11 protein-coding genes and 1 pseudogene are annotated in these 13476 nt (G+C 36.3%); 3 read left to right on the top strand and 9 right to left on the bottom strand.

The window, feature by feature from the left end:
* Positions 1-3: 3 nt before the first annotated feature.
* From folP to rlmE, 3 genes are all read right to left on the bottom strand, one after another.
* A complete protein-coding gene (gene folP / locus MT390_RS10545; protein ID WP_166371606.1) occupies positions 4-834 on the bottom strand; it encodes a dihydropteroate synthase in 831 nt (276 codons plus the stop codon).
* A gap of 87 nt (positions 835-921) precedes the next feature.
* Entirely contained in the window at positions 922-2955 is a 2034-nt protein-coding gene (ftsH, locus tag MT390_RS10540; protein WP_166371668.1) for an ATP-dependent zinc metalloprotease FtsH, read from the bottom strand.
* A 60-nt stretch (positions 2956-3015) separates the two neighbouring features.
* Entirely contained in the window at positions 3016-3669 is a 654-nt protein-coding gene (gene rlmE / locus MT390_RS10535; protein ID WP_166371605.1) for a 23S rRNA (uridine(2552)-2'-O)-methyltransferase RlmE, read from the bottom strand.
* Between the two features lie 111 nt (positions 3670-3780).
* Between rlmE and yhbY the strand changes: the two genes are divergently transcribed.
* Complete coding sequence (gene yhbY, locus MT390_RS10530; RefSeq protein WP_028867984.1) at positions 3781-4077, top strand: ribosome assembly RNA-binding protein YhbY; 297 nt, start codon at positions 3781-3783, stop codon at positions 4075-4077.
* Between the two features lie 61 nt (positions 4078-4138).
* On the opposite strand, the gene greA is transcribed toward yhbY, so the two are convergent.
* From greA to MT390_RS10510, 4 genes are all read right to left on the bottom strand, one after another.
* Complete coding sequence (gene greA, locus MT390_RS10525) at positions 4139-4621, bottom strand: transcription elongation factor GreA (protein WP_028867983.1); 483 nt, start codon at positions 4619-4621, stop codon at positions 4139-4141.
* Positions 4622-4699: 78 nt separating this feature from the next.
* Positions 4700-5485: a TatD family hydrolase gene (locus MT390_RS10520; RefSeq protein WP_499441032.1), complete on the bottom strand. Its 786-nt coding sequence runs from the start codon at positions 5483-5485 to the stop codon at positions 4700-4702.
* Between the two features lie 375 nt (positions 5486-5860).
* On the bottom strand, positions 5861-7447 hold the full coding sequence (gene prfC, locus MT390_RS10515; protein WP_299665277.1) for a peptide chain release factor 3: 1587 nt from the start codon (positions 7445-7447) through the stop codon (positions 5861-5863).
* A gap of 316 nt (positions 7448-7763) precedes the next feature.
* The gene (locus MT390_RS10510; RefSeq protein ID WP_499441030.1) at positions 7764-8972 is read right to left on the bottom strand and encodes a multidrug effflux MFS transporter; all 1209 of its coding nucleotides are present in this window, start codon (positions 8970-8972) and stop codon (positions 7764-7766) included.
* A gap of 594 nt (positions 8973-9566) precedes the next feature.
* On the opposite strand from MT390_RS10510, the pseudogene MT390_RS10505 reads away from it, so the two are divergent.
* Positions 9567-9797, top strand: a pseudogene (locus tag MT390_RS10505) (RNA recognition motif domain-containing protein); the annotation flags it as partial.
* A 228-nt stretch (positions 9798-10025) separates the two neighbouring features.
* On the opposite strand, the gene MT390_RS10500 reads toward MT390_RS10505, so the two are convergent.
* Positions 10026-10394 (bottom strand): hypothetical protein, encoded by a 369-nt coding sequence (locus tag MT390_RS10500; protein WP_499441029.1) that lies wholly within the window; start codon positions 10392-10394, stop codon positions 10026-10028.
* 57 nt (positions 10395-10451) lie between these two features.
* Positions 10452-11678 (bottom strand): cystathionine gamma-synthase family protein, encoded by a 1227-nt coding sequence (locus MT390_RS10495; protein WP_499441027.1) that lies wholly within the window; start codon positions 11676-11678, stop codon positions 10452-10454.
* Between the two features lie 114 nt (positions 11679-11792).
* Here MT390_RS10495 and MT390_RS10490 point away from each other — a divergent pair, with 114 nt between their 5' ends.
* Positions 11793-13388 carry a sensor histidine kinase gene (locus MT390_RS10490; protein WP_499441025.1) on the top strand — a complete coding sequence of 532 codons (1596 nt, stop codon included), beginning with the start codon at positions 11793-11795 and terminating at the stop codon, positions 13386-13388.
* The last annotated feature ends 88 nt before the right edge of the window (positions 13389-13476 follow it).

Genomic DNA, 13476 nt, shown 5'->3' with positions numbered 1-13476 from the left:
AAGTTAATTAAAAGTATTTATCTGCTTTAATACTTTCATAACATCAACCGTCTCAGCAACATCATGAACCCGAATTATTTTTGAACCCTGCTGCATGGCAATCATTGCCCCAGCTAAGCTTCCTGCTAATCGCCCATTTATATCACGATTTAAAAGCTGTCCAAACATTGATTTACGAGAAACGCCTGTCAACACAGGAAAACCTAGCGCCATAAATTCCTGCGTAGCATTTAACAATTCAAAATTATGCTGTAAAGACTTTCCAAAACCAAAACCTAAATCGAGAATAATATTTTCAGCCTTAATACCAGCGTCAATACAGGTCTTGCTGCGGTCCATTAAAAATGTTTTTACTTCAGCAACTACATCTTGATAATCAGGTGCTGTTTGCATACTTCTTGGTTGTCCTTGCATATGCATTAAGCAAACAGGCACTCCAGCATCAACGGCAGCTTTTAACGCTCCCTCTTCTCGTAATGCCCGTATATCGTTGATGATATCAGCGCCCGCTTGGACAGCTTCCGTCATCACTTTTGCTTTGCTAGTATCAACAGAAATCCAGCAATTAAGTTCTTTTTTAATGGCATCAATGACAGGAATAACCCGTTCTAGCTCTTCATTTAATAAAACATCACTTGCACCAGGACGCGTTGATTCGCCGCCGATATCAATAATCGTTGCCCCCTGCTCAATCATCTCTTTAGCACGAGAAACAGCTTGTTCAATATGAGCATACTGTCCACCATCGGAAAATGAATCCGGTGTGACATTCAAAATACCCATTATTTGGGGGTATTCAAGGTTAAGTATTTTTTTACCGTTAGTTAATATCATTACAGTGTACTTTTATTAGCCAGAATTAAGATTAAAAAAAACCTAAGCAAGCTTAGGTTTTTTTAGAGAAATGAGACAATAAATACTTTATTTATTGTCTTTATCCTGATCAGTTACCGTGTCAGTTGTTTCCACCGTTTCTGGTTTTTCAACATCTGCAGGTTTTTCAAGATCAACATCTTTTTCAGTATCTACTTTCTTTTTCTCAGGTCTAACCATATTGATATTAGATTTTTCAGACTTATCCATATCAATTGTCGATTTCTCTGGTTTAACCATATCGATAGTCGATTTTTTCTCTTTAAGTGACTCAACTTCTTTTTCATCATCCCAATCACTTGGAGGACGAACAGTTACACGCGCCATTAAGTCATCAACTTGATTGGCATCGATAGTCTCATATTTCATTAATGCTTCTTTCATTGCATGTAAAATATCAATATTGTCACTTAATAACTTGAAAGCGCGTTTATAGTTAGTATCGATAAATAGTTTTACTTCATCATCAATCACTTTACCCGTTTCATGTGAGACAACATTAGAACGTAAGCTACCTTGTTCACCTGTTAATAGAATAGGTCCTAATTTCTCAGAGAAACCCCACTCCGTAACCATTGCTCGTGCAATAGCAGAGGCTTGTTTAATATCCTGTGACGCACCCGTTGATACTTTTTGTGCGCCATAAATAAGCTCTTCAGCAATACGACCACCATAGGCAACCGAAATACTACTTTCTAACTCATCTTTGTTTTGAGAAATTTGATCGCCTTCAGGCAAGAACTGAGTTACCCCTAAAGCACGTCCACGAGGAATAATCGTTACTTTATGAATTGGATGATGCTGTGGTACTAATTTAGCCACGATTGCATGTCCCGCTTCATGATAAGCAGTTGACTCTTTATCTTTAACTGTCATCACCAAACTACGACGTTCAGAGCCCATTAATATTTTATCACGCGCTTGTTCAAAGTCTTCTTTTGACACAGTGCGTTTGTTACCACGTGCAGCAAACAATGCAGCTTCATTAACTAAGTTAGCTAAATCGGCACCAGAGAAACCAGGTGTACCACGCGCTAAGACGGTTGCTTTCACATCTTCATCCAGCGGTATTTTACGCATATGCACTTTTAGAATTTGTTCACGACCACGTACATCTGGTAAACCAACAACAACTTGACGGTCAAAACGACCCGGACGTAATAAAGCTGCATCGAGTACATCTGGACGGTTCGTCGCAGCAACCACAATAATACCTTCATTACCTTCGAAACCATCCATTTCAACTAGCATTTGGTTTAATGTTTGCTCACGTTCATCATTACCACCACCCATACCAGCACCACGAGCACGACCGACTGCATCAATTTCATCGATAAAGATGATACAAGGTGCTGATTTTTTAGCTTGTTCAAACATGTCACGCACACGAGATGCACCAACACCGACAAACATTTCAACAAAATCAGAACCTGAGATTGAGAAGAATGGTACTTTAGCTTCACCAGCAATCGCTTTAGCTAAAAGTGTTTTACCTGTACCAGGAGGACCAACTAATAAAACCCCAGTTGGAATACGTCCGCCTAATTTTTGGAATTTAGTTGAATCTTTTAAGTAATCGACCAGCTCCACAACATCTTCTTTGGCTTCATCACAACCAGCGACATCAGCAAATGTTGTTTTAATTTGGTCTTCGCTCATCAATTTAGCTTTACTCTTACCAAATGACATTGCGCCGCCTTTACCGCCACCTTGCATGTTGCGCATAAAGAAGATCCAAACACCAATTAATAACAGCATAGGGAACCACGAAACAAAAATAGACGCTAAGAAACTAGTTTCTTCTGGAGGTGTTCCTTCTACTTTTACATCATTTTTAATAAGGTAATTCATTAAGTCTAAATCTGGCGCAGGAATATAAGTAACAAACGGAGTTTGGTTACTTTTTAAACCTTTAATTTCTTGTCCATTAATTTGTACTTGTTGGATCTGCCCTTGGCTTACTTCTTTATTAAAAGTGGTGTAGTCGATTTGTGATTTTTTTGTTTCGTCTGATCCAAAGCCTTGGAATAAAGACATTAAGACTACTGCGATGACTAACCACAATATCAGGTTTTTTGCCATATCGTTCAAGATGTAAACCTCATGTTAAAAATGAAAAGAATATAATATTAAATCAGATTACTACAGTTTAAAACCAGTCGCCACTAAATAAACTTCTCGCGATCTTGCTCTTGAAGAATCTGGTTTTCTTGTTTTGACGGATTTAAATAGTTTTCGCACTTCGTTAATATAGAATTCATACTCTGCTCCCATAAATACTTTAACGATAAAACTACCGTCTTTCACAAGTACATCACGGCACATTTCTAATGCTAGCTCAACTAAATACATCGATTTTGGTTGATCAATACCAGTGTTACCACTCATATTTGGTGCCATATCCGATAACACCACATCAACTTTATTATCACCAATACGTTCTAGCAATGCATTTAAGACCACTTCTTCACGAAAATCGCCTTGTAAAAAATCAACACCTGCAATTGAATCCATTGGTAATATATCACAGGCAATTACTTTTCCCTTTGAACCCACTTTATCTACGGCCCATTGTGACCAACTTCCCGGCGCTGCGCCTAAATCGACCACAGTCATACCAGAGCGGATAAGTTTGTCTTTACCGTTAATTTCATCCAATTTAAAAACAGCACGTGAACGTAAACCTTGTTTATTAGCTTCTTTCACATAAAAATCATTTACATGCTCATGCATCCATCTCTTTGAACTGCCCGATGCACTCTTTTTAAGACGATTTGTACTGTCTGGTTTTGCCACAATTACTTCCTTTAGTGGATGAATAGTTAGGATAAATAATAATCTAAATAGTAAAGGTTAATATTTAAGGGTAGAATGAACCGTTTTCAACCCTTAATGAAAGATATTTGCATGAAATTATCAAACAAACAGAAACAATTTTTAAAAGGTTTAGCTCATCCTTTAAAACCAGTTGTATTACTGGGACAAAATGGCTTAACCGAAGGTGTATTAGCTGAGATTGAAAACGCTATTAGCCACCATGAATTAATTAAAGTAAAAATAGCGACCGATGATCGTGAAACTAAACAACTTATTATCGATGCGATTGTACGTGAAACAGAATCACTAGCGATTGCTAAAATTGGACATATAGTTGTTTTATTCCGCCCAAGTGAAGCTAAGAAAATAGAATTACCACGTAAATAATTTACGTTTAATACTATTTTTCTAATAAAAAGCCCAGATAATCTGGGCTTTTTATTATCTATTACAAAGCAATATAATCAACTTTGATAATATCATAATCAATCACACCACCCGGTGTTGTAATTGATATTTCATCATCCACACTTTTTCCAATTAAACCACGTGCAATCGGTGAGTTGATTGAAATTAAGTTCTTTTTAATATCAGATTCATCATCACCAACGATTTGATACGTAACTTCTTCGTCTGTTTCTGCATTAACAATCGTTACCGTTGCACCAAAAATAACTTTACCATTGTTGGCAATTTTACTTACATCAATAATTTGTGCATTTGATAACTTTGCTTCGATATCTTGAATGCGGCCCTCACAAAACCCTTGTTGCTCACGCGCAGCATGGTATTCAGCATTCTCTTTTAAATCACCATGTTCACGGGCTTCAGCAATAGCGTGAACAATTTCAGGACGTTTTACTGTTTTTAATTGCTCTAATTCAGCACGCAAAATATCAGCGCCTTTTGCTGTCATTGGATATTGAGTCATTAACCATCACCTTATTCTGGAAACAATGTTTCACTAACTGTATTTAGAAAAGCGGCTATTTTACGCTAGTTAGTAGCATTAGTCATCGTCTATAGAGAAAATGCTTAAGGTGTTATTATAAAGTTGGTGTTCAAGCACGCTTGCTGACTCTTCACGTAGTTCACAAAGTGCATTAAAGATGATCGGTAAATTAGCAGGGGAGTTATTTGTCGCAATTTGTTGATATACAGGCATATCAGGGGCATCTGTTTCTAATATTAGGCTTGAAAGAGGCAATTGTTGTAATGCACTTCTGGTTTTTTTAGCACTCGGATAAGTGATCACACCTCCGATACCTAACTTAAAACCTAATTTAATGAACTCTTTGGCTATTTCCGCGCTCCCTGAAAATGCATGGTAAACCCCTCCATAACTAAAATTTACCTGTTTCAATAGGTCCAGTACTCGGGATTGTGTTTTTACGACGTGTAAAATAACCGGAAGCTTTAATGACTGGGCAATGGCAAGTTGCGCTAAGAACACGCTTTCTTGTAAGGCTAAATCGCTATCAATGAGCTTATCTAGACCAATTTCACCTAGGGCAACACATTTACTTCCTGATTGTTGACACGTTTTAGTTAATAGGTGTTCAAGTTGTATAAGTTGTTGTGGTTCGAAATCAGTTAAAAAATGAGGATGAAGCCCTAACGCAAAATATAACCCCTCATATTGCTCAGTTAATTGGATAATTTCAGGCCAACGTTGCGCATCTGTACCAGGAATAACGAGTTTATTAATGTGAGCATTATTAAGTGCAAACATAAGTAATTTACGATTAACTTTAAAGTGTTCAAAATTAAAGTGACAATGACTATCAATAAACATATTCCACCTTGCTGTAAGGGCCTACAATGATTGATCATGGCATTATTCTATAATACGTCGAGATATAAACTCAGAAAAGAAAATTTATATAAAAATAACGACACCGTCTACAGAAGGGCTGGGTAAGGATATTTAAAAGGGAGATAAACAACATATGAAGGGAGGAATAAAAAGAAAAAAGCGCCCTGAGACGCTTTATTTTTGTGACTATTAGCTGTTTATCTGCATCAGTTTATCTGCATCAGTTTATCTGCATCAGTTTATCTAGAATAAAACCTTTTCAGTTTTGCCAAAGCAATTAGCTAATTAACAATACCTAATGAAGAAGGCCTAATAAACAATATTAAATAAACGTATCTAATACACAATATCTAATTAGTGTTCACGTGTTTTACGGAAACGCACATCCGGATAACGTTCAATCGCTAAATTTAAGTTGACCATTGTTGGTGCAACGTAAGTTAAATTATTACTGCCATCTAATGCTAAGTTATCGAATGCTTTTTTCTCGAATTCAGCCATTTTAATTGGATTTTCGCAATCCACCCATAATGCGGTGGCAACACTAATACCTTCGTAAATAGCATCCACTTTATATTCTGATTTTAAGCGCTGTACAACCACTTCGAACTGCAATACTCCAACAGCACCAACGATCAAATCATTACTACGTAATGGACGGAACACTTGAACAGCACCCTCTTCAGATAATTGCATTAATCCTTTCAACAATTGTTTTTGTTTTAAAGGATCTTTTAAACGGATGCGACGGAACATTTCAGGCGCGAAGTTTGGAATACCAGTAAATTTAAGATCTTCACCAGTGGTAAATGTATCGCCAATTTGAATGGTACCGTGGTTATGTAAACCAATAATATCACCAGAAAATGATTCTTCCGCTGCAGCTCGGTCACCGGCCATAAAGGTTACCGCATCTGAAATGCTGACCATTTTACCGGTACGCACGTGGTGCATTTTCATGCCTTTCTCATATTTACCGGAGCAAATACGCATAAATGCAATACGGTCACGATGCTTCGGATCCATATTAGCTTGAATTTTAAAGATAAAACCGGAAAACGCTTCTTCCGTAGGCTCTACAACACGTTGCACTGTTTCTCTTGGCAATGGCTTGGGAGCCCATTCAACTAAACCATCTAAGACATGATCGACACCAAAGTTACCTAATGCCGTACCAAAATATACAGGAGTTAATTCACCAGATAAGAACAGAGCCTGATCAAATTCATTCGATGCCCCTATTACTAACTCCATCTCTTCACGCAAATCATCAGCATGGTTAGGTATTGCTTTATCCACTTCAGGGTTATTCAACCCTTTAATGATACGAACATCTTGGATAGTATGGCCTTGCCCTGATTCATATAAAATAACTTCATCACGTAATATATGGTAAACACCTTTAAATTCTTTACCCATGCCAATTGGCCAAGTAATAGGTGCACAGGCAATATTAAGTACGTCTTCAACCTCATCCATTAAATCAACGGGATCACGTGTATCACGGTCACATTTATTCATGAAAGTGATAATTGGTGTATCACGTAAACGGGTTACTTCCATTAATTTAATAGTACGTTGCTCAACACCTTTTGCGGCATCAATAACCATTAAACATGAGTCAACTGCTGTTAGCGTACGGTAAGTATCTTCAGAGAAATCTTCATGCCCAGGCGTATCAAGTAAGTTAACTAAGCCACCGCCATAGGGAAACTGCATTACCGATGTAGTGATAGAAATACCGCGGTCTTTTTCCATCTCCATCCAGTCAGATTTTGCATGTTGTCCAGACTTTTTACCTTTAACTGTTCCTGCTTTTTGTAACGCATTTCCGAATAAAAGTACTTTTTCTGTGATCGTTGTTTTACCAGCATCAGGGTGAGATATGATTGCGAATGTGCGTCTACAGTTGACGGCTTCTAAGAACTTAGCGTCTGCCATTTTTAGTTTTCTCTTAATATGTAGATAACTACATGCACAGTTACGCGCATAGCTATGTACATAATTATATTTTGCGAAAATGAGTGATTTGTAAATTTCGCTGAACTATAGCAAATTGAGAAAACTAATTCATTTCCTATTACGTTCAATTTTACAACAAAAGGACACTTTTAATCGCTCAATTACACAAAACATTACCCCTCACAGATAAGCAGTTGCAATAAACACCTTATATGAATCGCGGCTAAAACACTTTTAGCCGCCCTTACTCTATAACAGCAATACCGCCATAAAGATAAACTGCATAATTAATGGCTTAACCAGCTACTTTAACTAACTTATCAGCAACATGAGGACGGTTTTTTATCAATAACCAAAGCCCTCCCCCTGTCAGGCCAATAATTAATTGAATTAAGCCTAGATTTTCGATCAATGACTCAGGTCGTAGCGATACTAATGTCATTCCCAATGCACCAAAGATCATGCTTAAAAATTGTATAATAGCGACAACCGAGCCAGTATCGCTATCATGTTGATCTAACATAAGATTAGTACCAGGTATTCTCATCATGATCACAGATAACGTGGCAGGTCCCGCTAAGAAAGCAAATAACCAGGGTGAAGTATATCCGTAGGTGTAAGTTACACAGCCACAAACTGTTAATAGTAAAAAACAACCTGTAATGATTTTTTGTACGTTAATGACTTTTGATAACTTGATATAAATAACCGGTCCAAATGAAGCAAAAAAGGCATTAAAGGCAAATGCATAACTAAATTCCTGCTCAGTTAGTCCAAAGTCATTAATATAGATGTAAGAACCAGCGGCTAAAAAAGCCATTAGAGCCATTGGTACAATCGAAAAAATGGCTAACAATGAAATAAATTGAGGATTTTTTAATACTGTTCCCAAACGCCCCCATGAACGCAATACAGAGCCAGTATATCGAGTGGCAAGTGTTTCGCGATAACATAATGCAAAAAACGTAGCAAACACACCAAATGCAGCAAGCGTATAAAACATCATGTGCCAAGATGCAACTTTTAATAAAAATGCCCCCAAAACTGGAGCAACCATGGGAGCTATAATCACTAATGACATAATCGTTGCCATTATTTTCTCGCGCTCTCTACCATCATAAAGATCTTTAATAATCGCGGTAGCGACCACTGTGATAGCACTACCACCAAAAGCTTGGACAATACGAGAAAAAATTAAATGTTCAACTGAAACCGACAAACCACAGAACACACTGGCAATAATATAAATAATGATACCGGTTAATAGGATCGGTTTACGGCCAAATTTTTCACTTAAAGGCCCCCAAAAGAGTAACCCTATTGCATAGGTAACAAAATAGGCACTTAACGTTAAATTGACCATCGATTGATTAGTATTTAATACCTCGACCATCTGCGGTAATGCGGGCAGATATAGGTCCATCGTTAGCGGAGGGAAAGCACTAATGATGACTAAAAATAGCAATGTGCCTTTACGCCCTAAAATTGGCTGTACTTGTTTCAATTTTTTCTCCACTTGAATTTTTATTAAAGATAATTGGGTATTTTGATAAGGTGTAATCTGTTTGTAAAAAGTGCTCAAATAATACCGTTAAGTCGGCTTTCAATCTCAATTGAAATAACCTCAACAGTACATAAGTGAAGCAATACAGCACAGTGAAGCTGTAAACTTAACTGCTTGCTATAATCACGACTTTCATTTCTATTATTCTGATCTGGTGTCCACCATTATAATCTTTGCAAGGTTAACTTAGGGTTAATATGTATTTTTATTATGCCTACAGTTAGTTCAATAAAAACGTTTTTTCATCCTGGAACATCGAAATAATAGCGCCTGTGATAAAAGGTAAATATCAACAAAAAATTCAGCCATTCTGCACGTAGACTCACCTAACAGGTGCATTGTCGAACAATAAAATGTTTATTACTTGAATCATCTATTTCAACTAATAAAATTGATCACACGAAATGAATACGCACCTTTTTATTACATCCTTTTATTAAAAATAGCCTATAAGCTTTATTCATTACGCTTTAATCAGCAATCGATTTAACTTCCTGCTAAAATAAGAGAAATTATCCAATTAAGTGAGTTCCAATGAAATTATTAGTCCGTAATCTAGCAAAAGCCACCACCGAAGAAAAACTACTGTCCCTGTTTAAAGAGCACGGTAATATACAATCTTGTAATCTGGTATTAGATAAAGAAACAGGTGCTTCAAAGGGGTTTGCTTTTGTTGAAATGCCTAAAGTAGGTGAAGCAAAAGCTGCTATTAAACAATTAAATGGATATAAATTAGCGGGTAATATAATACGAGTTAAAAAAGCAGAAGTAAAAAAAGAATCTGAAGAAACGCCTGCAATTGAAGCCGTAAAAGTAAAACCAAAACAAAAGAAAGCAACTGAGTCTGCCGAGCAAAAATCAACAATGGTTGATCCTGCGGCTGTCTGGGGTGAAGTTAAAGAAGAGTAAAGTAAGTAAGTTAATTATACAGGCAAAATATCTACTGACAGCTAATAATTATTGACTGTCTTAATATCAGCCTTACTCTTCACTTTATTGTTCAGATAATTTTATTTGATAATGCTGACGAGAAACAGGATCAAACCTATTTGAGCAGAGCTGGAGCATACTAGCGCTGCTCACTTTCCTTAATAGAGAGAGTGCTTTAGCTCTTTCTTTTTCAATTACCTGCAATTTACCTTCAGTGTAGCCTTGATATTCAAGATCACTTAACTGATGCATTTGCGCATAATAAAAACCCATCACTGGGTCATTGTTTTGTTTTGCTAATAACTCACAGACTTCATAATTGGCAAGTGTATACCCCACTGTTCTTAACTCTGCATCGGAATTACTTTCCTTTGCAATAACGCCAACGGAGGGGAATAACAAACTTAAGCCAAAAACAATAAAATGCATCATTACTATTAATCCGAACATACAAAAAAGAGGCCGTAACCTCTTTTTTATGACTGTTAATTATGCCAATGCTTGTTCAAAGTCAGCAATCAAGTCAGCTGTATTTTCAATGCCAATTGAACAGCGGATCATATTCTCACTGATCCCCATTTGTTGACGAAGCGCGAGTCCCATTTCAAAGTATATAGTTGGAGCAACGGGTAATGCTAAGGTACGATTATCGCCTAGATGTGTTGCACTAATGACTAGATTTAATTTATTCAAAAAATCACAACAATCAATACCATCAATTAAATCAAAGCTTAATAGCGCACCATATCCATTAAATAATGTTTTAGCGCGTTGATGTTGAGGATGATTTTCTAAGCCAGGGTAATACACTTTAGCCACTTTAGGGTGTGCATCTAACAATTTAGCTAGCGCCATTGTATTAATAGCTTGGCGATCCATGCGCAACTCCATGGTTTCACTGCCAACTGAAATAAGGTGTGCGCCCTGCGAGCTTAAACAAGCTCCCATATCACGTAATCCTTTTTTCTTAATTTGACTGATCCCCCACATTTTAGAATCACCTTTTCGATAACCCTCATAAATATTTGGATAGTTTTCCCAATTAAATAAACCAGTATCTGTAACAGAGCCCCCCATTGCATTGCCATGGCCAGCAACGTATTTAGATAATGAAGTGACAATTAAACTTGCTTTCACGGTAGTCGCATCGAATAAATAACTTGAAGTGATTGTATTATCAATAACATACACGAGGCCATTTTCTTCACACAAATCGCCAATTTCAGCTAACGCACTCACTTGGGTTACTGGATTAGCGATCGTTTCTACAAAAACCATTTTAGTATTACTGTTTAGCGCATCAGTGACATCATTGATATCTGTTGCATCAACTAATGTTACATCGATACCATAGTCCTGTAACGTCCCTAAAAGTGACGTTGTATTGCCAAATAAAAATCGACTACAAATTAGATGATCACCAGATTTTAAAAGTGTCAAAAAAGTAGCCACTATAGCTGACATACCACAGGAAAAAACAGCCGTTGCTATACCATTATCTATTTTTTGAATTTTTTTACATAAAGCATCTAAAGTGGGTGTTGAAGAGCGAGCATAAGCATGACCAGGCTGACCTTGAAATACGTCAATTAACCCTTGAACATCTTTAAAACCAAATGGTACTGAGTTATGTATTGGAGCATGGACGGCACCTGCTTCTAATCCTAATTGATGATCTGCATGTACTATTTTTGTAGTAAAACCTAACGCTGTCATTTAAATTCCTTGCCTTTAATCTCAATAATGATCGCTTTGATCTCAAAATCTATAAATTTAACGTATTATGCCTAATCTAGAGTGATTTAGCATTAGATGGTTTAAGGAAATAAATTGAAGTCAAATATTTACTGTGTTTTTGTTTTTTTAATTGGATTAAGTATTTCATACTTTATTTCTGCACAACTTATTAAAGAAGAAATCAAAGTACAACAAAACAATATTGAAGTGGAAGGTAAAAGTATTAGTTTTAATATTCGAGGGGCAATTGAAAATAATGCTGAAATAATTCAATTAGTCACCAACCGGTGGTTGACTCTTGAAGACCTTAATCAACACTGGCAAAGTGATACGAATGCATTAAAACGAATCAACCGCACGATTAAAAAAATACAATTATTCCCACTGGTTGAACAAAATCAATTTTCGTTACCGCCCGGAGACCTGATTGAGCACTCAGATCCTATGCTTAGAAAGCAGCAATTACGTGCTCGTAGCCATCTCCCTATGGAAAAAGAAAAGGTTATTTCAACATTTGTTTATACTAGCCGCTCAAGCTATTCCGAAGATAATAAATTAGAACTTAATTTACAATTTCCCCTTATCATAGAACAGGCGCTGGTTGGTTATATCGAAGTATCATTAAATATAGATATGTTAATGAGGCATAAAATAGATACCTATCAGATAACCAAACCTTTTGCCTTATCAGAAAATGGCATTACATTATTTAGTTCTTTGCCTGAAAAAACGCACATTAATGATATTACCAATCAACTAACAATCACTTTGTATGGGCATCAATGGCAACTTATGATTTGGTCGCATATCTCAGCTCCAAATGGTGATTTATTCCTTATTTTTTCATTACTTATTTCATTGTTAGCTGCAATTACGGTCAAGTTATTAACTTTATATTACAGCATGAATAAAAAACATATTAAGGACAAAGAACAATATAAGCGCATTAATGATGAATGGAAAAATAGTCAAGCCAAGCTTATTCAGTCAAACAAGTTGGCCTCATTAGGCGAGATAGCTGCAGGTATTGCACATGAAATAAATCAACCTTTACAGGTTATCTGTATACACACCGATATGTGTCTAGATAATTTACATAATGGGAATTACCATTTAGTTGAAAAAAGCTGTAAAGCGATCGTAGAACAAAGTGATCGAATAGAAAAAATAGTTAAACAAGTAGGTAGTTTTGGACGAGATAGTGAATTAGATAATTACCAGAATGAAATACCAAACACTATTTTCAGTAATGTTATTGGCATAGTTATTAATCAATACAATCAGGATAATGTTGAATTAAGGCAAGTGATTCCCCCTTCACTACCTGCTTTATTTTGTAACAAAACACAAATTGAACAGGTACTTATTAATTTATTAATAAATGCAAAAGATTCCGTTGAAACCTCTCAAAATAAAGTTGTTTTCTTCAAATCTCATGTACAAGAGAACAACTTATACATTCAAGTATCAGACTCAGGATCTGGTATTGATCCTAATAAAATCAACGATATATTTACTCCATTTTATACAACAAAAGCACTAGGTAAAGGAACTGGCTTAGGGCTATCAATCAGCTATTCAATTATTCACCAACATAATGGAGAGATTAAAGTTAGTAGTGAAATAGGTAAAGGTTCTATATTCACCGTCATATTACCCTTTGAAAAACGAAAATTAATACGTCATTAATAGCTGTAGTTTAAGGCTTCTAATCAAAAATAGCTTAGTAGCCTATTGTAACCATTGAAACCTCTTGTCGTATGTGATCGTCGTCTAA

Origin of the sequence: Vibrio sp. 2-Bac 85 (genome assembly GCF_037546705.1) — a bacterium.
GTDB lineage: Bacteria > Pseudomonadota > Gammaproteobacteria > Enterobacterales > Psychromonadaceae > Psychromonas.
This window is presented reverse-complemented; position numbering and strand designations above follow the sequence as displayed.

Excerpts from the sequence above, each read along its gene's own strand:
- folP (WP_166371606.1), bottom strand. The coding sequence starts at position 834 with ATGATATTAACTAACGGTAAAAAAATACTTAACCTTGAATACCCCCAA.
- ftsH (WP_166371668.1), bottom strand. The coding sequence starts at position 2,955 with ATGGCAAAAAACCTGATATTGTGGTTAGTCATCGCAGTAGTCTTAATG.
- yhbY (WP_028867984.1), top strand. The coding sequence starts at position 3,781 with ATGAAATTATCAAACAAACAGAAACAATTTTTAAAAGGTTTAGCTCAT.
- greA (WP_028867983.1), bottom strand. The coding sequence starts at position 4,621 with ATGACTCAATATCCAATGACAGCAAAAGGCGCTGATATTTTGCGTGCT.
- MT390_RS10520 (WP_499441032.1), bottom strand. The coding sequence starts at position 5,485 with ATGTTTATTGATAGTCATTGTCACTTTAATTTTGAACACTTTAAAGTT.
- prfC (WP_299665277.1), bottom strand. The coding sequence starts at position 7,447 with ATGGCAGACGCTAAGTTCTTAGAAGCCGTCAACTGTAGACGCACATTC.
- MT390_RS10500 (WP_499441029.1), bottom strand. The coding sequence starts at position 10,394 with ATGATGCATTTTATTGTTTTTGGCTTAAGTTTGTTATTCCCCTCCGTT.
- MT390_RS10495 (WP_499441027.1), bottom strand. The coding sequence starts at position 11,678 with ATGACAGCGTTAGGTTTTACTACAAAAATAGTACATGCAGATCATCAA.